The 21,749-nt window shown below is 72.2% G+C and carries 17 protein-coding genes, 1 tRNA gene and 1 pseudogene; 7 read left to right on the forward strand and 12 right to left on the reverse strand.

Annotation, left to right across the window (positions count from 1 at the left end):
- Nucleotides 1-218 precede the first annotated feature (218 nt).
- The 3 genes from IE244_RS08620 to IE244_RS08630 form a co-directional block, all read right to left on the reverse strand.
- Entirely contained in the window at nt 219-2,234 is a 2,016-nt protein-coding gene (locus tag IE244_RS08620; RefSeq protein ID WP_191872205.1) for a hypothetical protein, read from the reverse strand.
- A gap of 432 nt (nt 2,235-2,666) precedes the next feature.
- The gene (locus tag IE244_RS08625) at nt 2,667-4,253 is read right to left on the reverse strand and encodes a Na+/H+ antiporter (protein ID WP_191872206.1); all 1,587 of its coding nucleotides are present in this window, start codon (nt 4,251-4,253) and stop codon (nt 2,667-2,669) included.
- Nucleotides 4,250-4,816: an SDR family NAD(P)-dependent oxidoreductase gene (locus IE244_RS08630; RefSeq protein ID WP_191872207.1), complete on the reverse strand. Its 567-nt coding sequence runs from the start codon at nt 4,814-4,816 to the stop codon at nt 4,250-4,252. The genes IE244_RS08625 and IE244_RS08630 overlap by 4 nt, the downstream gene beginning before the upstream one ends.
- Before the next feature lie 464 nt (nt 4,817-5,280).
- Between IE244_RS08630 and IE244_RS08635 the strand changes: the two genes are divergently transcribed.
- The gene (locus IE244_RS08635) at nt 5,281-6,489 is read left to right on the forward strand and encodes a L,D-transpeptidase (protein WP_229854044.1); all 1,209 of its coding nucleotides are present in this window, start codon (nt 5,281-5,283) and stop codon (nt 6,487-6,489) included.
- A gap of 402 nt (nt 6,490-6,891) precedes the next feature.
- On the opposite strand, the gene IE244_RS08640 is transcribed toward IE244_RS08635, so the two are convergent.
- Nucleotides 6,892-6,976, reverse strand: a tRNA-Leu gene (locus IE244_RS08640).
- Between the two features lie 175 nt (nt 6,977-7,151).
- Entirely contained in the window at nt 7,152-8,753 is a 1,602-nt protein-coding gene (locus IE244_RS08645; protein ID WP_229854018.1) for an aldehyde dehydrogenase family protein, read from the reverse strand.
- A gap of 744 nt (nt 8,754-9,497) precedes the next feature.
- Here IE244_RS08645 and IE244_RS08650 point away from each other — a divergent pair.
- Nucleotides 9,498-10,706, forward strand: a complete 1,209-nt coding sequence (locus IE244_RS08650) for a low temperature requirement protein A (RefSeq protein WP_191872209.1) — start codon at nt 9,498-9,500, stop codon at nt 10,704-10,706.
- On the opposite strand, the gene IE244_RS08655 is transcribed toward IE244_RS08650, so the two are convergent.
- The 4 genes from IE244_RS08655 to IE244_RS08665 all read right to left on the reverse strand — a co-directional run bounded on the left by IE244_RS08655 (nt 10,707) and on the right by IE244_RS08665 (nt 14,078).
- A complete protein-coding gene (locus tag IE244_RS08655) occupies nt 10,707-11,384 on the reverse strand; it encodes a GntR family transcriptional regulator (protein ID WP_191872210.1) in 678 nt (225 codons plus the stop codon).
- Nucleotides 11,385-11,547: 163 nt separating this feature from the next.
- Entirely contained in the window at nt 11,548-12,495 is a 948-nt protein-coding gene (locus IE244_RS08660; RefSeq protein ID WP_191872212.1) for a beta-ketoacyl-ACP synthase III, read from the reverse strand.
- Between the two features lie 136 nt (nt 12,496-12,631).
- Nucleotides 12,632-12,760, reverse strand: coding sequence for an MFS transporter small subunit (locus tag IE244_RS42735; RefSeq protein ID WP_268252884.1), 129 nt, complete (start codon nt 12,758-12,760; stop codon nt 12,632-12,634).
- Entirely contained in the window at nt 12,735-14,078 is a 1,344-nt protein-coding gene (locus IE244_RS08665) for an OFA family MFS transporter (RefSeq protein WP_191872214.1), read from the reverse strand. The genes IE244_RS42735 and IE244_RS08665 overlap by 26 nt, the downstream gene beginning before the upstream one ends.
- A gap of 90 nt (nt 14,079-14,168) precedes the next feature.
- Between IE244_RS08665 and IE244_RS08670 the strand changes: the two are divergent.
- Together IE244_RS08670 and fdhD are read left to right on the forward strand one after the other, a co-directional pair.
- Nucleotides 14,169-14,387 (forward strand): annotated as a pseudogene (locus IE244_RS08670) (2Fe-2S iron-sulfur cluster-binding protein); the annotation flags it as partial.
- Between the two features lie 7 nt (nt 14,388-14,394).
- Entirely contained in the window at nt 14,395-15,243 is an 849-nt protein-coding gene (gene fdhD, locus IE244_RS08675) for a formate dehydrogenase accessory sulfurtransferase FdhD (protein ID WP_191872216.1), read from the forward strand.
- Nucleotides 15,244-15,671: 428 nt separating this feature from the next.
- On the opposite strand, the gene IE244_RS08680 is transcribed toward fdhD, so the two are convergent.
- A complete protein-coding gene (locus tag IE244_RS08680; protein ID WP_191872218.1) occupies nt 15,672-16,199 on the reverse strand; it encodes an isochorismatase family protein in 528 nt (175 codons plus the stop codon).
- 19 nt (nt 16,200-16,218) lie between these two features.
- Nucleotides 16,219-16,656 carry a MarR family winged helix-turn-helix transcriptional regulator gene (locus IE244_RS08685; protein ID WP_031168082.1) on the reverse strand — a complete coding sequence of 146 codons (438 nt, stop codon included), beginning with the start codon at nt 16,654-16,656 and terminating at the stop codon, nt 16,219-16,221.
- 130 nt (nt 16,657-16,786) lie between these two features.
- On the opposite strand from IE244_RS08685, the gene IE244_RS08690 reads away from it, so the two are divergent.
- The gene (locus IE244_RS08690) at nt 16,787-17,704 is read left to right on the forward strand and encodes a quinone oxidoreductase family protein (RefSeq protein WP_191872220.1); all 918 of its coding nucleotides are present in this window, start codon (nt 16,787-16,789) and stop codon (nt 17,702-17,704) included.
- 132 nt (nt 17,705-17,836) lie between these two features.
- Complete coding sequence (locus tag IE244_RS08695; RefSeq protein ID WP_191872222.1) at nt 17,837-19,711, forward strand: sialidase family protein; 1,875 nt, start codon at nt 17,837-17,839, stop codon at nt 19,709-19,711.
- On the opposite strand, the gene IE244_RS08700 is transcribed toward IE244_RS08695, so the two are convergent.
- Nucleotides 19,661-20,677 carry a bile acid:sodium symporter family protein gene (locus IE244_RS08700; RefSeq protein WP_191872223.1) on the reverse strand — a complete coding sequence of 339 codons (1,017 nt, stop codon included), beginning with the start codon at nt 20,675-20,677 and terminating at the stop codon, nt 19,661-19,663. The genes IE244_RS08695 and IE244_RS08700 overlap by 51 nt on opposite strands.
- Before the next feature lie 181 nt (nt 20,678-20,858).
- On the opposite strand from IE244_RS08700, the gene IE244_RS08705 reads away from it, so the two are divergent.
- Complete coding sequence (locus IE244_RS08705) at nt 20,859-21,728, forward strand: LysR substrate-binding domain-containing protein (protein ID WP_191872224.1); 870 nt, start codon at nt 20,859-20,861, stop codon at nt 21,726-21,728.
- The last annotated feature ends 21 nt before the right edge of the window (nt 21,729-21,749 follow it).

Below are 21,749 nucleotides of genomic sequence, written 5' to 3' on the forward strand. Positions count from 1 at the left end.
TGAGCCGGGCGGGGCCGTACCTCCGTCGCGCACCAGCGCACCCGCGTCTGCCCACCCACCAACTCGGCACAGCGGCAGGGCCGGCGCTGCACTGCCGGCGGATGACGGGCCGGCCCCGACGTGGGCCGGCTTTCCGGGATCGGGCCCGGAAAGCCGGTGTCACCGCCCGGCCGGGTCACAGTGCCGGCCCGGAGGGCGCCCCGGGAGGGAGGGGCGGGTCAGGCGACGTCGTCCTGGAGCGCCGCGTCGTCCTCGGTCAGCTCGTCGTCGAACGCGTCGTCCGGTTCCCCGTCGTCCTCGTCGAGGTCGGTGTCCAGGTCGTACGAGTCCTCGGTGTTGATCCCGTGCCGCTGGATGCTGCGCTGCTGCCAGACGGGCAGCTTGAACAGGACGTCCTGCAGGATGTTCCGCCAGGCCTCGCAGTCGGCCCGGTCGGCGCCCAGCGAATCGATGGCGCGGGTACCGTCGTCCGCCCTGACCGCCTCCACGCCCTTGACCGCACCCTCGACCGCCTGGATCGACGTGGCCAGGTCGTGCAGGGAGTTCCCCAGGACTTCCGCCGCGTTCCGCGGCGCCGGCGTGGGGGAAGGGCCTTCGCCGGCCGGGGGGAAGGTGCGGCGCAGGTCCGCGTCGGTGACGAGGATGTGGCGGCCGTCGTCGTTCTGGATGACCTGCCCCGCCTCGTCGACCTTCCGGGCCCTTCGGCCGGCGGCGGAGTCCAGGAGCGTCTGCTTCAGCTGGTACACACCGTGCCGGGAGCCGCGCATACGGTCGATGACCTCACCTGGGTGCCGGCGATCGGGTTGATCGTTGTTGGTCGAGCCACGGTCACCGGTGAGCTGGCCGCCGATCACCAGCGGATAGGCACTGCGGGCCGCGAGTTCCCGGGTCGCCGCGCCCGGCTCTCCCTTCGCCACCTCTTCGAGCGCGGCCTGGGCGAGCTCCTCCGTTCCGCGGAACGTGGCCTCCCAGTCCTTGGCCAGCTCACCCGGAAACGCCGACTTCAGGTACTTCCGCATCCGTTCCCGCTTACGGGAGTCCTCTTCGGAGACCGAGCGCATGACCAGCGACGAGGCCACATCGAGCAGCAGTTTGGTGGTGATGTTCTTACGCGTGCTCTGTCCCGTGATGGCCACCCGCACGGCGGCGTGGGTCTGCTGGTCGCGTTCGGCGAAGAGCCGTACGATCGCCGCCGCCCGGACGGACGGGTCCGCGTTGAACCCGGCGGCCTTCGCCTGGTCGGGGGTGAGGGCGCCCCGCAGCCAGTCGGCCTTGGCAGGAGTGATGAGTTTGCGCCGCTCGATCTCGTCCACCACGGCGTCGGCGAGTGCCTCGTTCTCCGCGGCCTCACCCCACGGCTTGGGGAAGTCGACGTGCCGGAGTGCGACCAGCGACTTCACCGCGACGCCGAAGTCGGCCGTGGTGCCGTCGTGGGGCTCGAAGCCGACCAGCAGCAGCGCCGGCAGCCGCTCGCAGCGCACGGTGACCGCCACCTCCGGGTCGACCTGCCCCGGGTCGCCCGCGGCCGTGATCGCATCGTTGAGCTTGCGGATGTGGGAACGCAGCTTCGCCGTGTCGCGGATGTAGGGGACATCGGCGGACCTGAGGTCGAGCAGGTCGTGCGCACAGGTCACGCGACTGGACCCCTCGACGGTGACGGGAACCGTCACCCCGGGTGTGCTGTCGTCGTGATGAAAGGCTGTCGCGGCGAGCCACACCTCCGTCATCACGCCCTGGTGCCGGAGGGACTCCCGCCAGTCGTTGTGGTCGAGCACGTACTCCTTGGCCAGTTGTGCCGCCCACGCGAGGTGTTCCTGGTTGGCGAGCCGCTGGACGAGTTCCGGGCGCCTCCCGGCGGCCGCGCCGGGCTCGGCCAAGGGGCGGAATCGCGTGTTCTCACTGGTACCGATCAGGTTCGAGGCCGGGTGCCGCCGCGAGGGACCGATGCGCGGGTTCCGCGGGTCGGGGATGATGTAGCGCGCCCACACATCGGCCCGGATGGCCAGGATCACGCCGCCGGGCACCCGCAGCCGCTCGGGGGAGTCCGCCGCCTTGCGGGCGACGGACGGGTCGACGACGGCATGCGCGAGGGCCATGGCGGCCGCCTCACCCATGGCGAAGTGCTCGATGAGTTTGTCGGCGAACTTCCGCGTCGCCGCCGCCAGGGCGGGCATCGGCAGTGCTTCGACGGGGCGGGGCAACACGGTCTCGCCCACGCCGGATGATGACTGCATCAGATGGTTTCCGATCTTCGTCCCGGTGTCCGTCCGGGAACGCACCCGGACGCCGTGGTCGTCCGGGGAGACCGGTCATCTGTGTCCCGTTCTCCCCCTCGGCTCGCCCGGGCGGTACCCCGGTGTGTCCGAGACGGCATCAGCACGCTCGACCGCACGTCCGAGACGTACCGGCGCCGAGCGCCGGCGTAGTCGCCCACCGCCCCCGGGGCGAAGGTGAGGAGCTTGAGTCCGCTGATGTGACTGCGTGTAAGACGCTAGCAACAGAGACGACACCTGCTCGGAGATTTCCCTGTTCCCGGGTTGCACGAGCGCGAAGTGTGCTAGATACACGCGCCCGCTTCGACGCTCCTCTCGACCCCGGCGGGGCACTCCGAACCGGCGTCGCCCGCGTGGGCTTGTACCACCCGTCACGCTGACTGGGGCCGGCGGTCAGTCGCGGGGGCGGAGGCTGGCTTCTTCGAGGTCGAGTTCGTGCTGGATCCGGCGCCGCGTGGCATTGCTGATCTTGTTCGCTTCGTAGAGGTGCTGGAGTTCGGCCGCCTCGATGGCGATGAGGGTCCGGCGAATCTCGCGGTAGGCGTCGGCTGGACGGGCGTCCGGGTCACTGTGGTGGGCGTCTTCCACCTGATGGATGCGCGCTTCCAGATGACGACGGGCCTGCTTCAAGGCGGCCTGCGCGGCGGCACCCAGATCGGCCAGCTCATCCGGATCGCCCAGTTGCCTGAGCTCATCGAGAGCGGTGTGGGCGATGTGCCGGCGGGTCCGCGCCTCCTCGCGAGCGGTGTGCTCCGGTTCCAGAGCGATGCCGGAGCGGCGGACGACAGGGGCCAGGGTGAAACCCTGGAAGACGAGGGTGAGCGCGACGGTCCCGGTGGTGAGCGTGAGAACGAGTGCCCGGTGCGGCAGCGGCGCCCCTGTGTGGGTGACCAGGGGGATGGCCAGCGCGGCCGCCAGCGGCATGACGCCTCGGGTGCCCGCCCAGGACAGGACAGCCGGAAGGCGCCAGGAGAGGCGGCTCTCGCCCTCCCAGTGCCGGCGATGGATCAGGGCGGACAGCGGGAAGATCCACAGCAGGCGGATGGCCAGCAGGGTGAAGGCGATCGCCGGTACCCACAGCGGCCAGCCGTGCTCGTCGCGCGCGAGATGGCGGACGGCCGAGGGGAGTTCGAGACCGATCAGGGCGAAGACGACGCTCTCCAGCAGGAAGGTCACGGTGTCGTAGACGGCGTGGATCTGGACGCGGACGGAGGCGTCGCTGAGCTGGTGGCCGGTGCTGCCGAGGACGACCCCGGACACGATGACGGCGGTCACGCCGGAGGTGTGAGATTGCTCCGCGATGACATAGGAGGCGTACGGGGTGACTAATGCGATGACGGTCTCCAGCATGGGCTCGTCGGTCCGTCTGCGGATCAGGGTCACCACCGCGGCGACCGCCGCACCCATGAGGGCTCCCCCGCCTGCGAGAACCAGGAACTGCAGGGCGGTGCCGGGCACGCTGATGGCGCTGCCGGTGACCGCGGTTGCCACGGCGACCTTGTACAGGACCAGCGACGTGGCGTCGTTGAACAGGCTTTCCGCCTGCACCAGGGCCTGCACGCGCGGTGGGAGGGACAGACGTCGGCCGAGCGCGGTGACGGCCACGGGGTCGGTGCTGGCCAGGACGGAGCCGAGGATGAGCGCGGTCGCGGCGGTGAGCGGAGTGATCACGGCGGCCACGTAGCCGACGACGACGGCCGAGGCGAGGACCAGGCCGAAGACCAGGCCGGTCACAGACCGCCACACGGTGCGCAGGTCGCGGATCGAGATCTCCCCGGCCGAGGCGTAGAGCAACGGCGGCAGCACCAGCACGCTGATCACGTGAGGCTGCAGGCGCACCTCGGGAACCCAGGGCATCAGCCCCACGACCAGACCGGCCACCACGAGGAGTGACGGGGCGGGCAGGCTCCAGCGCCGGGCACCGGTCGCCACCGCCGTGGCCAACACCACCAGCAGCAGGACAACGGTCAGGCCGGTCATGGAGCGTCCCGAGTGGGTCGACGGTCCGGTGTTCCTGGGCCGTGGGGCGGACCGTGGTCTCGTCGACTGCGACGTGCGGGGGCCGAGTGATCACGAAGGTGACGGCCCGGGCGACGTCCTCGGTATCCGGCCCAGCGCTCTGCGGCACGCCAGGGGTGGTCCCGTACCTGTCGCAGGCAGCGTCGCCCCACCTGCTCCGGCGGCGGCGAACGGCCCGCTGGGGTCGCTGATCTCGTGCAGCGATCCACGGCGTCCTCGATGGCGCGACGCGCCTGTGCCGCGTCTCCGAGGGCAGCGGTGAGAACCCTGCACGAGCCGACCCGATCATGGATCACCGCGGCCAGGTCCTCCAGCCGCCCCGTACGGCGGGCGGCCACGGCCACAGCGGCGCCCTGCCGCGCGAGCGGCAAGGCGGTCGCCGCGTCGACGCCGCTGGACGCACCCGTCATCAGCGCCGTACATCCCGCCCGTGGCGCATCGCCGTCGGTGACGCCGGCGCCTGCCGCCGTGACGCCCTGATCCGCCGCTCCCGCGTGCCCCGCGTCCGGATCCCTCACTTTCATGATCACCTTTCACAGGTCATCCCGCCCAGGGCAGGCCGGGGTGCCACAAACCTCGCACCGCAGCCGCCGGCGAAGTGCCGCCTGCTCTTCGAAGCTTGCACCACGTGGTCCAAGACCGCCTCCGGGCGTTCGCCCGACGGGCCTCACCGGCCCATGGCCGGCCGCTGGAACCCGTGCGAGGCCCGCGCTGAGGCGGTGCAGCACCAGCGCGCCGTGGATCGTGAACCGGCACGACGGCGGTGGCGAGAACGGCGGCGTGCCAGCCCGTTGATCAAGCCCAGGGCCTCGGCAGCGCATTCGTGACGCGTGGAATTCGCCACAATCCACTCCTTTCGGACGGGTGGATGCGTAACAGTGGTTGTTTGAAGCTGGTCGCCACCCCCCGCGGTGACCAGTTCCGGGATTCACGATCAGCGGCATGGGAGAAGCGTTTGATTACGGTACGTAAGCGGCACACCGGCCTGATGGCCACGGCCGGGGTACTCGGCGGCGTACTCGCACTCACGGCTCTCGGCGGTACCAGCAACGCTGCCACCACCGGCAACGGCACCACGAGTCACCCGAAACCACAGGCGCGGGCCGATCAGGCGGGCGCCCAGGACGTTTCCGACGCCCGCATAGAGATCACGCCCCGCCAAGGCACCCACAACGTCGGGATCAACGACCCCGTCCATGTCACCGTCAGCCACGGCAAGCTCACCAAGGTGACCATGACCGCTGTCGCGACCGGTGCCGAGATTCCGGGCACTCTGTCCGCGGACGGCACGTCCTGGAAGCCGAACATCCGGCTGGAGGTGGCCACCAGGTACCAGGTCTCCGCAGAGGCCGCGGACGCCAAGGGCCGCTCCGCCACCGGGAATGCCACGATCACCACGACCTCCCCGGCCAACGACTTCATCGGGCACCTCCTCCCCGAGAACGGCTCGACCGTCGGCGTGGGCATGCCGGTGACGGTCGGCTTCGACAAGGCGATCGGCGACAAGGCCGCCGTGGAGTCGGAGATCCAGGTCAGCTCCAGCAGCGGCCAGCGGGTCGTCGGTCACTGGTTCAACGACCACCGACTGGACTTCCGGCCCGAGAACTACTGGAAGCCCGGCTCCACCGTCACCGTCGAACTCACCCGCCACGGCATCCGGAAGACGGTCACATTCAAGATCGGCCGAAGCCAGATCAGCACCGTCGACGCCAGGACCAAGCAGATGACCGTCGCACGGGACGGCAAGACGATCAAGACGATCCCGATCTCGTCCGGCAGCCCCGAGCACCCGACCTACAACGGGCAGATGGTCATCTCCGAGAAGTTCCGGCAGATCCATATGAACGGTGCGACCGTCGGCCTCACGGAGAAGGACGGCAAGCCCGCCTACGACATCAGCGCCGTACCGCACGCCATGCGCCTGACCGACTCGGGCACGTTCATCCACGGCAACTACTGGGGTGCGGACTCGGTCTTCGGCAAGGCCAACACCAGCCATGGCTGTGTGGGCCTGAAGGACGTCAAGGGCGGCGGCGACGGCAAGCAGCCCGCCGCGTGGTTCTTCGGCAACTCGATGATCGGTGACGTCGTGATCGTCAAGAACTCCGAGGACAAGTCCATGCTGGCCCCGGACAACGGCCTCAGCGACTGGAACATGCCGTGGAGCGAGTGGGTCGCGGGCAGCGCGACCAGCTGACCCCGCCTCACTCCACGCACAGGACGTGAGTCCTCCGCAGACGGCGGCCGACACCTCGTCGGCCGCCGCCTGCGGCGCGAAGACCGCACGGCAGCAGGGCGCCGTGCGCCATGGACCGGTGGATCGCCCGTGCCTTCGCCCCTGGCGGGCTCATCGCCACCGAAGCTCGACGCGCGCCCCGCCGTCGCTCGGAAGAGGAAAGCCTCGCTCGACCCGCGACAGATCCGACTCATCACCGAGAGCCTCGGGGCTCTTGCACAGCGCATCCAGACTGCCGCCGCGAACGAGAAAGGTCCGCCCTGCGAAGCGCAGGGCATCACGATCAGTCGCGAATACGCGACGAGGACCGCGACCGTAAGGTCGAGGTCCTCGTTTCCGTTTCGCCACAGCGAGTACAGCGAGTGTCCGAGGGGGGACTTGAACCCCCACGCCCGATAAAGGGCACTAGCACCTCAAGCTAGCGCGTCTGCCATTCCGCCACCCGGACCAGGTGTCTGCCGCCTTGCGGGGAGTGTTCCCCGCGGCGACATGGACAACAATACCAAGGTTTCGGAGTGCGTTTCACCTGCGTATCCGTCCCGTGGGCGGCAGCCCGGGGGGACCCGGGCGCCGGATCGGAGACGGTATGCAGGATGCAAGATTCTGCGTACACGGGGTGAGGGTCAGGGCATGAGCTGGTACTCCGGGAAGTTCCCGGGCAGCCGCTCCCCGGCCGGCCCCTGGGTCACGGCGCGCACCAGGAGCTCGCCGCCGACGAACGCGCCCCGCCAGGACGCGCCGAACCCGCCGAACAGCTCGTCGCGGTCGCCGCGGGAGCGGGGGACGCCGTGCCCGGTCTTGAAGGCGCGGATCTGCGGGGCGAGACGGTCGAAGGTGGCGCGGTCGTCCGTGGCGAGCGTGGCGACCAGCGCGCCGTTGGACGCGTTCATGGCGGCCAGCAGCTCGGCCTCGGTGTCGACCAGGACGATCGTGTCGACGGGTCCGAAGGGTTCCGCGTGGTGCAGCGGGGAGGACGGCGGCGGGTTGAGCAGGGTGACCGGGTGGACGTAGGCGGAGGTGTCCTGGCCCGGCAGGAAACGGGTGCCGTCGGGCCGGCCGCGGTACAGCGGTACGGCGCCCCGGTCGACGGCCTCGGCGACCTGGTCGGTGAGCTCCTTGGCCTTGGCCGCGTTGATCAGCGGGCCGTAGTCCAGCTCGGGCAGCGGGTCGGCGGGGTCGGCGACCGCGAGGGGGTGGCCGACGCGGACGGAGCGGACCGCGGGCAGGTAGGCCGCCAGGAACGCGTCGAAGAGGGAGCGCTGGACGACGAAACGCGGGTAGGCGGTACAGCGCTGTTTCCCGTAGTCGAAGAGCCCGGGGATCACGGCGGTCAGCCGCTCCCAGCCGGAGAAGTCCCAGACACCCCAGGTGTTGAGCCCCTCCTGCTCCAGGATGTGCCGTGTGCCGAGACCGGCGACGGCGGTGGCGACGTCGGCGCCGGTGTCCCGGCCGCCGACGAAGGACACACAGCCGATCTCGGGGGCCCGCACCAGCGCCTGGTTCAGCTCACGCCCGCTGCCACCGACCAGCGTGACGGGCACCCCCTCGCGCGCGGCCAGCGCCATGGCGAGGGTGAGGCATGCCGCACCGCCGTCGGTCGGTGTCTTGGCGATGACGGCGTTGCCCGCCAGTGCCTGCACGAGGGCGGCGTGCACGAGCACGCTCATCGGATAGTTCCAGCTGGCGATGTTGGACACGGGTCCGTCGAGCGCGCTGCGGCCGGCGAGCATGGGCTCGATGCCGTCGACGTACCAGCGCACGCCCTCGATCGCCCGGTCCACGTCCGCGAGGGCGAGCCGCCAGGGTTTGCCGATCTCCCAGACGAGCAGCAGGGCGAGCAGCTCGCGGTGCGCGGTGAGCGCGTCCAGGGTGGCGGCGATCCGCGCCCGCCGTTCGGGCAGCGGGGTGTGCCGCCAGGCGCGGTGCTGGTCGAGCGCGGCGCGCACGGCCTCCTGGGCGACGGTGCCGTCGAGACGAGGGGCGCCGGCGATCGGGCTGCCGTCGACCGGGGTGGTCGCCGGGAGCGTGCGCCCGTCGGGCCGCCAGTCGCCGCCCCGCAGGGTGAGGACGCGGTCGTCCCGGAAGGCCTCGGGCGCGGCGGCGAGGCAGCGCCGCCAGGCGTCGGCGTAGGCCGTACCGGGTTTCAGGAGCGCGGGGGCGGAGGGCGGGGGGCTCGCGGGCAGCGGGTTCGGGAGCAGGGGGTCGGGGGTGAGGGTGGGTGCCATACGTCAGCTCCGCTCTCGGTGCACGGTCGGGGCGGGTGGGGTCGGGGCGGTGGGACGGACGGATCGAGGTGGCTGGGGGGCGAGGTGCGGTGGGGCGGGACGGATCCGGAAAGCACGGCGGGGTGCCGGGAACGGTCCGGCCGGCACCACGTGTCGCGCTCGCGCTCGCCTCGCACGGGCCCGGATCGGCCGCACGGGCCGTTCCGCGCCCTCGGCCGGCGGCACTCCGCCACGGCACGACCGCGCCCGCCCCGCACGACCGCGCCCGCCCCGCACGGCCGCGGAGCCTCGGCCCGGGCTGCCCGGACCCTCGGTGGCACCGCCTCACGTGGGCGCGGTCGCCCCGCACGCAGGCGGATCGGCCGCGCGGGTCGGGTCGCGTCAGCCGCCGCCGAGGGTGTCCATGCCCAGCCGGGCCGTCTCGGCCGGGGTACGGCCGGCCGCCGGCGGCCTCCAGGGGCCCCCTGCTCGAGGCGGGCGGTGCCGGCGGAACCGGAGACGATCGCGCCGGCGTGGCCCACGGTGCGGCCGTCGCAATCGGTGAACCAGCCGATGTGGCCGACGCCGCCGGCCGGCGGCGTGTCGAGGGCGGCGGCGGTCATCGCGCTGCCGTCGCGCCGGCCGGGCCGGGACAGGACGGGCCCGCCGTCGCGGCACCGCGGATCCGGCCGGCGGCCTGAGCAAGGCTGCGCGGACGCTCCCCCTCTACGATCTGCTCAGCGATCGCCGGAGGGGGAACACCGCATGCACATCACGCCGTTGGAGACGCCGCCGCCGGAGGGAACGGCCGGGGAGCCAGGACGCCGGGTCACCACGCTGGAACTCTTCTTCGACCTCGTCTTCGTCTTCACGCTCACCCAGCTCACCGTGCTGCTGGCCCACGACCTGTCCCCCGCCACCGCCGGCCGGGTGGCACTGATCCTCGTCGTGCTGTTCTGGATGTACGGCGCCTACGCCTACCTCACCAACCAGGTGCCGCCCGACCGTCCCTCCCGGCGACTGCTGCTGATGCTCGGCATGGCCGGGTTCCTGGTGTGCGCGCTGGCCATCCCCCGGGTGTTCGAGGACACGGGCGTGGTCTTCGGTCTCGGATTCCTGCTGGTGGTGGTCGTCCACACGGCCCTGTACACCCGCGGCCACGGCTGGGACTCCGTCTGGTACGGCGTCCCCAACGCGCTCGCGGCCCTGTCGGTGACCGCCGCGGGGCTCTTCGGCGGTCTCGCGGCGGACGGCCTGTGGCTGCTCGCGATCGTCCTGCAGTTCGTGACGCCGCTGGTGGCCGAGCACGGCCCGGGCCGCAGGGACGGGCGCGGTGCGGCGGTGCTCAGGGTGCAGCTGGGCGACCTGGACCCGGCGCATTTCGTGGAGCGGCACGGGCTGCTGCTGATCATCGCCTTCGGGGAGTCGGTGGTCTCCATCGGCGTCGGCATCGGTGATCTGCCGCTGACGCCGGGGCTGTTCTGCGGCGCGTTCCTGGCACTGGCCCTGTCGGTCGCGCTGTGGTGGACGTACTTCGTGCGGGACGAGGAGGCGGCCGAGGCGGCGTTCCGGGCGACACCGCCGCCGGCCCGCTGGCGGCTGGCGATGAACGCGTACTACTACGCCTTCCTGCCGATGCTGCTCGGCATCGCCTGTCTCGCGGCCGGCCTCAAGAGGACCCTCGGGCATCTCACCCAGCACCCACACACCGGGCCCGCGTTGGCGCTCGCGGGCGGGGTGGCGCTGTTCCTGGTGGGCGACGCGGCCTTCCGTACGGCCCTGCGGCTGCGGCCGGTTCGCCACCGGGCGGCCGGTGCCGTGCTCGCCCTGGCCACCGCCGCGGCCGGCGTCCGCCTGCCGGTCTACGGCGAACTCCTGCTGCTGGTGGCCGTGTTGGTCGGGATGCTGGCGGTGGAGGCCCGGTCCTGCGCGGCGTCTTTGCCGGTGGAAGAGGCGGTGGACGAGCCGGTGTGATCAGGAGCCGTCGTGCTCGTGGTGGGAGCGGCGGGTGTGTTCGATGTGCTCGCGCATCAGATGGGCTGCCCTCGGCGGGTCGTTGTGGAGGATCGCGAGGATCAGTTCCCGGTGCTCGACCCACGACTGGCGGCCGCGCTGCCGGGCCACCGGGGCGTGGTACCAGCGCACCCGCCGCTCCACCTGGGCGGCGAGCTCGGCGAGGACCGCGTTGCCCGACAGTTCCACGACCTTGGCGTGGAAGGCCGCGTTGAGGGCGACGACGCGGTCCGCGTCGTCGGCGGCGACGGCCTTCTCCCCCTCGGCGCACAGCTCGTCCAGCACGGCGATCCCCGGGGCGTCCGCGTGGACGGCCGCCAGCCGGGCCGCCTCCGCCTCCAGCAGGGTGCGGACCGTGAGCAGCTGGTCGGCCTCCTCCTCGGTCGGCTGGTGCACGAACGCGCCCTGGGCGGGCCGCAGATCGACCCAGCCCTCGGTGTTCAGGCGCTGCAGCGCCTCGCGCACCGGCTGCCGGGAGACACCGAGGTGCCCGGCGAGTTCGCTCTCGACCAGATGCTGGCCGGGCTGCAGGGCGCGGGTGGTGATCAGTTCCAGCAGCGCCTCGTAGACGCGCTCGCGCAGTGGTCCGGGGCGTTCCAGCCTGGGCACAGCCCCGTGCGGCAGTCCGGTCGACAACATCGCGTTCCCCCTCCTGAGCAGGTCCGGCGCGTGGACGCTGGACGCTCCGTCGGATTGCTCCGTATCGATTGTCTTTTGTCTACAGTCTACGGTTGTCCACATCCACGGTGGGTGAACTCCAGGGCCGGTGCGCACGGTTCGTTCACTCACGGGCAGCGTCCGCTCACGGGCAGCGTACGACCTGTCCCGCGTACGAGAGGTTGCCGCCGAAGCCGAACAGCAGCACGGGGTCGCCGGTGCTGAGCGCTCCCTGCTCGATCAGCTTGGAGAACGCGAGCGGGACACTGGCGGCCGAGGTGTTGCCGGATTCGGTGACATCGCGGGCGACCACCGCGTTGACGGCGCCGAGCTTCACCGCGAGCGGTTCGATGATGCGCAGGTTGGCCTGGTGCAGGACGACACCGGCGAGGTCCTCCGGGGCCAGGCCGGCCTTCTCGCAGGCGCGGTGCGCGATGGCCGGCAGCTGGGTGGTGGCCCAGCGGTACACGCTCTGCCCCTCCTGCGCGAACCGCGGCGGGGTGCCCTCGATCCGTACCGCGTGCCCCATCTCCGGTACCGATCCCCACAGCACCGGCCCGATCCCCGGCTCCTCTCCCGGCGCGCAGGCCTCGACGACGGCGGCCCCGGCGCCGTCCCCGACGAGGACGCAGGTGCTGCGGTCGCTCCAGTCGGTGACGTCGGACATCTTGTCGGCCCCGATGACGAGCGCCCGGCCGGCCGCTCCGGCCCGGACGGTGTGGTCCGCGGTGGCCAGCGCGTGTGTGAAGCCTGCGCACACCACGTTGACGTCCATCGCGGCCGGCTGCGGGATGCCGAGCCGGGCCGCGACCCGGGCGGCGGTGTTCGGGGAACGGTCGATCGCCGTGGAGGTGGCGACCAGCACCAGGTCGATGTCGCCGGGGGTCAGACCTGCGGCGGCGAGGGCCTTGGCGGCGGCGTGCGCGGCCAGCTCGTCGACCGGCTCGTCGGGGCCGGCGATGTGCCGGGTCCTGATGCCGACCCGGCTGCGGATCCACTCGTCACTCGTGTCGACCAGGCCCGCCAGGTCCTCGTTGGTGAGCACCCGGGCGGGCTGGTAGTGACCGATGGCGGCGATGCGCGAGCCGTTCATGGCGAAGGTCCCTCGTTTCCGTCGTAGCGGGATCCACCAGTCTGATCAGTGACCGGCGAGTACGACGGCAGGTGATGCCACAGGAATCAGGCGCCCGGGTTGTCGGCTTCGCTCAGCACCTCGAAGGCCCGTGCCCTCATCCCGTGAACAGCTGGGTCGCCTTGTGCACGAGTTCGTACACCCCGTACGCGAGGGGTGCCGCGACCCACAGCCAGGCGAGGGTGATCAGGCCCCGGCGGTTAGGCGGGCTGCTGTCGCTGGGCATCTGCGGCCTCCCTGGGGGCGGGGACGTGATGGCGGGCGTGGACGGGACGGACGAGTTCGTTGGCGACGAAGCCGACGACGAGCAGGCCGATCATGATGCCGAACGACAGCCCGTACAGCGACGAGCCGTGCTTGCCGGCCTCCTTCTGCCGGTCGGCGATCCAGTTGACGATCAGCGGGCCGAGCACGCCGGCCGTGGACCAGGCGGTGAGCAGCCGGCCGTGGATGGCCCCGACCTGGTAGGTGCCGAAGAGGTCCTTCAGATAGGCGGGGACGGTCGCGAAGCCGCCGCCGTAGAAGGAGAGGATCACCAGGGCGCACAGGACGAACAGCGGCTTGGACGCGTCCCCGAACAGGGCGATGAGCAGGTACATCAGTGCGCCGACGCCCAGGTAGAGGCGGTAGATGTTCTTGCGTCCGATCAGGTCGGAGGTGGACGACCAGCCGATGCGGCCGGCCATGTTGGCGGCGGACAGCAGGGCGACGAACCCGGCGGCCGCGGAGGCCGACACCGGCGCGGAACTGTCGGCGAAGAAGTCCGTGATCATCGGTGCGGCCTTCTCCAGGATGCCGATGCCGGCGGTCACGTTCATGCAGAGCACGATCCACAGGCACCAGAACTGCGGGGTGCGCACCGCGCCGCGCGCGGAGACCTGCACCCCTTCGAGGTCGCTCGGCCCGCTCGGCCCGCTCGCCGTGCCGCCGCCGTCCCCGGTGCGCGGCACACGGACCAGGAGCACGCCGAGGGTCATGAAGACGGCGTACGAGAGCCCGTGCACCAGGAAGGCGAGGGCGATGCCATCGTTGTCACCGCCGAAGGACGCGAGCATCTGCGCGGACCAGGGCGAGGCGATCAGCGCGCCGCCGCCGAAGCCCATGATGGCGATCCCGGTGGCCATGCCGGGCCGGTCCGGGAACCACTTGATCAGGGTGGAGACGGGTGAGATGTACCCGATGCCGAGGCCGATCCCGCCGACGAAGCCGTAGCCGAGGACGATCAGCCAGTACTGCCTGGTCCCGGCCCCGAGCGCGGAGAGCAGGAAGCCGGCGCAGAAGCAGACGAGGGCGACGGTCATCGCCCAGCGCGGTCCGTTGCGCTCGACGAGCGTGCCGCCGAACGCGGCCGACAGCCCGAGCATCACGATGGCCAGCTGGAAGGGCAGCGCGCTCTGGGTGCCGTCGAGGTGCAGGGCGGCTTCCAGGGGCGGCTTGAACACGCTCCAGGCGTAGGCCTGGCCGATGGACAGGTGGACGGAGAGGGCGGCGGGCGGGACGAGCCAGCGGCTCCAGCCCGCGGGGGCGACAGGGGGGCTGCTCATGAGGCCGGACGGTACGGCGGGGCAGGGGGGTTGAGAAGGCGCGGCGTCGGCCGTATGCGATGAACGGTAGGCGGAATGCGGTAGGCGGTCGACGCGCGGGCGGCGGGTGCCGGGGACGGGCCTCGGCAGAAAGAGACCACCCACGGTGTGCGCGTAGCGCGGAGGGGGTGGAGTGGGCTGCAGCCTCACGGTCCATGTGCAGGACAATGAGATCGTGAGGTCACCTCGTCGCACGAGAACCCGGTGGCCCACGGCAATCTCCGCATCAAGGGCCGTTTCGGCCACCAGCACGTACAGAACCGGGGCTGATCAGGACATGGGACGAGTCACGGAACGACGCAAGGTCCTGCGCATCCGGGACGGGGCGGTCTCCACCCGGCCGGACACGCTGGTGGCTGAGGAACCCCTGGAGATCCGGCTGAACGGAAAGCCGCTGGCGATCACCATGCGCACGCCGGGCGACGACTTCGCGCTGGCGGCGGGGTTCCTGGTGAGCGAGGGCGTACTGGCGACTGCATACGATCTGCAGAACATCGTCTACTGTGCCGGCGCGACGGTGGACGGCTCGAACACCTACAACGTCGTCGACGTGAGGACGGCGCCGGACGTCGCCCTGCCGGACTTCACCCTGGAGCGGAACGTCTACACGTCCTCCTCCTGCGGCCTGTGCGGCAAGGCCAGCCTGGACGCCGTGAGGACCACCGCCCGCTTCCCGATCGCCGACACGCCCCCGGTGCGGGTCACCCCGGGCCTGCTGGCGAGCCTGCCGGAGCGGCTGCGGGCGGCCCAGCGGGTCTTCGACCGGACCGGAGGCCTGCACGCGGCGGCCCTGTTCACCGAGGACGGGGAGCTGCTGGACATACGCGAGGACGTGGGCCGGCACAACGCGGTGGACAAGCTGGTGGGGCGCGCGCTGCAGAACGGCGGACTGCCGCTGTCGCGGACGGTCCTGCTCGTCTCCGGGCGGGCCTCGTTCGAGCTGGCGCAGAAGGCGGTGATGGCCGGCATCCCGGTGCTTGCGGCGGTGTCGGCGCCGTCGTCGCTGGCGGTGGACCTGGCCGCCGAGACGGGGCTGACCCTGGTGGGGTTCCTGCGGGGCAGCTCGATGAACGTGTACGCCGGTGAGGACCGCATCGCCCTGCAGGACGCGGCCGCCCAGGGCTGAGGTGTCCGCCCACGGCACGGCGGCCAGGCCCCGGCGGGCGCGGAGCGCCCCTCAGAACGCGGCCGCACAGGGCTGAGGTGTCCGCCCACGGCACCGCGGCGAGGCCCCGCCGGCGGGGAGCGCCCCCTGCACCGCCGGGCCCCGTTGCAGCCGGGGGACGGCGTCGCGCCGGCGCGCGCCGTGACCAAGGCTGAGCAGCGACCGGCCACCCGAGCCGGCAGCGGGTGCGGGTTCGGCGTCGGCGGCCTGCAGGCGAGCGGTGCCCCGGCGGGGGGGCCGTTCCGGTCGTCCGCCCGGGCACCGCCGGTGGGGCGGACCGGGAGCCGGCGGATGGGGCGCAGGCGTGTCCGGAGCCGATGCGTGCGGCATGGGGGGACGGCACCCGGTCGATGGTGGTCGTGGGCGGGGCGGAACGCCGCTCCGCGCGGTCAGACGGGTGCGAGGTGTACGTCGGCGGCGGTGACGACCGTGCCCAGCCGGGGGAAGTCGAGCCTGACGGAGGCCTCGTGCTCGGCGGCGGTGAGGGCGGCCATGGCGTCCTCGGCGAAGACGAGGTCGTAGCCGAGGTCGGCGGCGGCGCGGGCGGTGGACTCGACGCCGAGGTTGGTGGCGATGCCGCCGAACACCAGGGTGGTGACGCCCCGTTCGCGCAGCCGTTCGTCCAGGCCGGTGCCCTGGAAGGCGCCGATGGTCCGCTTGACCACCTCCAGGTCGCCGCTCGCCGCGAGGCCGGGGACCAGGGCGCTGCCGGGCGGCTGTTCGGCGACCGAGGGGCGTTCCACCCGGACGAGGACGACGGGCGCTCCGGCGGCGCGGAAGGTGCGCGCCAACTCCTCGGCGGCCACGAGCACTTCGGTTCCTTTGCGGGGTTCCAGGGGCAGCGCGACGATGCGTTCCATCAGGTCGACGAGGACGAGGGCGGTGCGCTGCGGATCGAGCACGGGAGCTGCGGTCATGACGGAACGTTAGCCGCCGTCAGCCGTCCGTGCCGGAAATCCGGATCAACAGGCCCGTGAACTGATCGCGTTCGGCGGCCGACAGCGGCGCGAGCAGCGCGTCGTTGGCCTCGCGGGCCGCCTGCTCGCAGCGCCCGAGGAGGCGGGCGCCGCCGTCGGTGAGGGACACGGCGTTCTTGCGCCGGTCCCGGGGGTCGGGGGCGCGCAGGACGTGACCGGCGGACTGCAGGTCGTTGAGCACGCCGACCAGGTCCTTGGGGTCCAGGCCCACGCTGCGGCCGAGGTCGGCCTGGGCGACGGGCTGGAGGTCGCGGACGGCGGAGAGGACCACGTGGTGCCACATCTTCAGGCCCTCGGCGGCGAGCGCGTCGGCGACCAGGGCACGCCCCCGGGCCGCGGCGCGGCCGAGGAGCCAGCTGGGCAGGGAGCGGATCGCGGGCAGGGGTGCTTCGGCCATACGAGGCAGCGTATCCCGAGAATCGTTGGACCTCCCCATGAATGTCCGCTACCGTTGGGACTCCCAACGAATTCATGGGGCTTCCCAACGATCGATGGGCCGGAGATGCCCGGCCCTGGAGGTGTGCGCGATGCGTCGTGTCCGGTACGAGTCCACCGGCGGCCCGCTGTTCGTCGAGGAGGCCCCGGTCCCCGAGCCCGGCCCGGGCGAGCTGCTGATCCGCTGCGCGGCGGTCGGCGTCACGCTGCCCGTCGTCCGCAAGGTCACCGAGGCCGCCGAGCCGATCGCGCTCGGCGGCGAGATCGCCGGCGAGGTGGTGGCGGCCGGCGAGGGCGTGACCCGCTTCCGGCCGGGCGACCAGGTGACCGGGATGTGCTTCGGGCACGGGTACGCCGACTTCGCCCTGCTGCACGAGGCCATGACCTCCCCCATACCGGACGGCGCCGACGCGGTGGACGCGATCGCGCTGGTGCGCAGCGGTCTGGTGGCGTTCGGGGCCTTGGAGGCGGCACGCCCGGTGCCGGGCGAGGCGGTGCTCGTCACGGCGGCGGCGAGCGGAGTCGGACACCTCGCCGTGCAGCTGGCGCGGGCGCGGGGCGCGGGTCGGGTGGTGGGGGCCGTGTCCGACCCGGGCAAGGCGGACTTCGTCCGCTCGCTCGGCGCGGACGACTGTATCCAGTACGGCGACGACCGCTGGGGAGATCCCGTCGACTGTGTACTGGATGCCGTCGGCGGTGACCTGCTCACCCCCGCGCTCGCCGCCCTGGCCCCGCACGGCCGCCTCGTCTCCTACAGCTCCGGTGGCGGCACCATCCAGGCGTACGACCTGCTGGTGGGCGCCAAGTCGGTGATCGGCTTCCAGATGGCACTGATCGCCCGCGGCCGGCCGGACCTGTACGAGCAGTGGCGCCAGGAGCTGTGGCGGCTGTTCACCGAGGGCACCCTGAAGCCCGCCGTGCATGGCGAGTTCGCCCTGGAGGACGCGGCGAAGGCGCACGAGACGATCGAGCGGCGGGCCAACCTCGGCAAGGTCGTACTGCGCCCCTAGACCCCACGCGCGGCCCTCGTGCTGCACGCTCCTTGTGGGGCGACCAGGCCCCAACTACCTTCGATGGGGCGCACGTTGGACATGGGACGTCCGGATGTCCAGATGTCCGGCCGACGAAGGGCAGGTCGCACCATGCCGTCAGGTCTTCGCGCCCGTCTCAGAGCCGCACTCACCGCCGCCGCCACCGTGGCGGCGGCCCTCGCGGCCTTCCTCCCCGGCACCACGGCACAGGCCCAACCAGCCGCCGCGGCACCCGAGTTCGAGCAGCAGATCCTCTTCAAGGCGTCCCAGGACCCCGGCTACGCCTGCTTCCGCATCCCGGCGGTCGTGCGGACGACCGACGGCACCCTGCTGGCGTTCGCCGAGGGCCGCGTCCTCAACTGCGGTGACGCCGCCGACATCGACCTCGTGCTCAAGCGCTCCACCGACGGCGGCCGCACCTGGGGCCCGCTGCAGGTGGTCAACGAGGGCGCCGGTGACACGCACGGCAACCCGGCGCCGGTCGTGGACCGCGAGACGGGCCGGGTCTGGCTCGCGGAGACCTACAACACGGGCCGTACCGACAGCGCCAGTTGCCCGGTCCCCTGCGACCGCACCCCGCATCTGCAGTACAGCGACGACGACGGCCGCAGCTGGTCCGTGCCGCGTGACCTGAGCCCGGAGATCCTGCCCGCCGACTGGAACTCCTGGTACGCGACCGGGCCGGTGCACGGCGTCCAGCTCACCCGGGGACGGTACGCGGGCCGGCTGGTCTTCGGGGTCAACACCGAGACCTGGGACGGTAGCCGGGTCACCGCCAACCACGCGGCACTGGTCGTGAGCGACGACCACGGCGACCACTGGCGGATCGGCGCCACCGACACCTGGCCCATCGCCGACGACGGCACCTTCCGGCAGAAACCGTCCGAACTGACCCTCGCCGAGCGCGGCGACGGCTCGGTCCTGGTCAGCGGCCGGGAGCAGGACGGCACCGACCTCGGCCACCGCACCCAGGCGGTCAGCCGCGACGGCGGCGACAGCTTTACGGCGCCCTTCCACGACCTGCCCGACCTGTACGCCCCGCAGGTCCAGGGTTCCCTGCTGCGCCTGGGCGACCGGCTGCTGCTCGCCTGCCCCGCCGACCCCGACCGGCGGCGGACGATGATGGTCCGCTCCTCCTACGACGGCGGCCGCACCTGGGACAGCGTGGACCGCGGCACGGTCGTCACCACCGACTGGTCCGGCTACTCCGATCTGGTGCGCGCCGACGCGGACACGGTGGGCCTGCTCTACGAGGGCGGCGCGGTGGACGCGCGCGACGAGATCCGCTTCGCCCGCTTCACCGAGGACTGGCTCCCCCCGCGCCGCGGCCCGGACCCCGTCACCGACGACCGGGCCCCGCACGCCCGCCCGGCCGCGGTGCTCGGCGGGGCGGAGGAGACGGACGGGGTGTTCGGCGGGGCGCTGCGGTTCGACGGCACCGACGACGCCGTACGCCTGCCGTTCCGCGGAGAGCTGCCGCTGGGCACCAGGGACTTCACGGCGTCCCTGTGGTTCCGGTACACGGCCACGACCGGCGAGCAGCCGCTGCTGTGGATGGGCGGTGTCGGCACCACCCAGCCGCAGGTGTGGGTGCGCGGCGAGCCGGCGAACCACCGGATCCAGGGGCTGATCACGGTGCGGGACGGGGCGATCGCACCACAGACGGCCTACGTGCGCACGGACACCGCGTACAACGACGGCCAGTGGCACCACCTGGCGCTGCGGCGGGGCGGCGGCCTGCTGTCGTTGTTCGTCGACGGTATGCAGTCGTCCGTCGCCGACATACCGGGGTCGGTCAGCCGTAACTCGCCCTTCGGCGTGCACATCGGTCAGCGCATGGACAGCCGGGCCTTCTTCACCGGTGCCATCGACGAGGTGCACGTCTGGGACCGGGCGTTCACCGACGAGGAGCTGTCGGACCCGAAGGCGCTGCGGTCACCGAAGGACACGGTCCTGTGGCTGCCCCTGGACCGCGTGCGCGGCTGACGCACCGGAGGCGTCCGGGGCCTCCTCGGGGTCCCGGGCGCGCCGCTTGGCGATGACCGCGCACACCATCAGCTGCATCTGGTGGAACAGCATCAGCGGCAGCACGGCGAGGGAGGCCTGCGCGCCGAACAGGACGCTCGCCATGGGCAGCCCGGAGGCCAGGGACTTCTTCGAACCGGCGAACTGGATGGCGATCCGGTCGTCCCGGCCGAAGCCGAGCGCCCTGGCGCCGTACCAGGTCAGCAGGAGCATCGCGGCGAGCAGGACGGCCTCGACGGCGAGCAGCGCGCCCAGCCGTACCGGGCTCACCTGGTGCCAGATGCCCCGGGTCATGCCCTCGCTGAAGGCGGTGTAGACGACCAGCAGGATCGAGCCGCGGTCGACCAGGCCGAGCACCTTCTTGTGCCGGGCGACGAAACCGCCGATCCAGCGGCGCAGCAGCTGCCCGGCGAGGAACGGCACCAGCAGCTGCAGCACGATCTTGACCAGTGAGTCGGCGGAGAATCCGCCCCCGCTGCTGCCGAGCAGCCCGGCCGCCAGCAGCGGCGTGACGACTATGCCGATGAGCGAGGAGAAGGAGCCGGCGCAGATCGCCGCCGGGACGTTTCCGCGGGCGATGGAGGTGAACGCGATGGACGACTGGATCGTGGACGGCACCAGCGTCAGGAACAGCAGGCCTTGGTAGAGCGGCTGGGTCAGCAGCACCGGCACCAGTGCGCGCGCGGCCAGCCCGAACCCCGGGAAGAGGATGAAGGTGCAGGCCAGCACGGTGATGTGGAGCCGCCAGTGGCGCAGTCCGTCCAGTGCCTCCCGGGTGGAGAGCCGGGCGCCGTAGAGGAAGAAGAGGAAGGCGATCGCGGCCGTCGACGCGCCCGAGGCCACGTCGGAGGCGGTGCCCCGGGCCGGCAGGAGCGCGGCGAGGCCCACGGTCCCGAGCAGCAGGACGATGTACGGGTCGATCGGCATCCAACTCGGCCAGCGCAGGCGTTTCACGGTGCTCCGATTGCTGTGCGGGGTCTGTTCGGACGGTGTCGCTCTCCGCGGCCGCGGAGCCCCCTCCATCGTCCTCCTCGGGCCGTCGATCGGGAATCCCGTACACCACTCTGACTGTCATCACGTTCTGCGATAACCCGGGTAGCCTGGGGGTGTGTACGACCCCGCGCAGCTGCGCACCTTCCTCGCCGTGGCCCAGACGCTCAGCTTCACGCAGGCGGCGGGCCGGCTCGGGCTGCGCCAGTCCACGGTCAGCCAGCATGTGCGCCGGCTGGAGGACGCGGCCGGGCGGCAGCTGTTCGCCCGGGACACCCATTCGGTGGAGCTGACCGAGGACGGCGAGGCGATGCTGGGCTTCGCCCGGCGGATCCTGCAGGTGCACGAGCAGGCGGCGGCGTTCTTCACGGGCACGCGGGTGCGCGGCCGGCTGCGGTTCGGGGCGTCGGAGGACTTCGTGCTCACCCGGCTGCCGGAGATCCTGGAGGGCTTCCGCTACGACCATCCGGAGGTCGACCTGGAGCTGACGGTGGAGCTGTCCGGCACGCTGCACGAGCAGCTGGCCGCCGGGAAGCTCGACCTGGTGCTGGCCAAGCGGCGCCCGGAGGATCCCCGGGGTGAACTGGTGTGGCGCGACGACCTGGTGTGGATCGGCGCCGAGCGGCTGCATCTGGACGCCGACCGGCCCGTTCCGCTGATCGTGTATCCGCCGCCGGGCATCACCCGGGCCCGGGCGCTGGAGGTGCTGGAGCGCGAGGGCCGCGCCTGGCGGATCGCGTGCACCAGCGGCAGCCTCAACGGGCTGATCGCGGCGGCCCGCGCCGGGCTCGGGGTGATGGCCCACTCCCGGCGCCTGATTCCGCCCGGCCTGTTGCGCCTGCCGGAGCGTTGCGGACTGCCCGACCTGGGCAAGGTCGACTTCGTGCTCGTCCACGGCCGCCGGCGGGGTACTGCCGAGGGGGCCGCTGACGCGCTGGCGGCGGCGGTCCTGGCGGGCGGGGAACGCCTCAGCCGCCGGGGCGGCTGAGGCCCGCCGCACGAGCCGGTC

It is taken from the genome of Streptomyces filipinensis, from assembly GCF_014649495.1.
In the GTDB taxonomy this organism is placed as follows: Bacteria; Actinomycetota; Actinomycetes; order Streptomycetales; family Streptomycetaceae; genus Streptomyces; species Streptomyces filipinensis.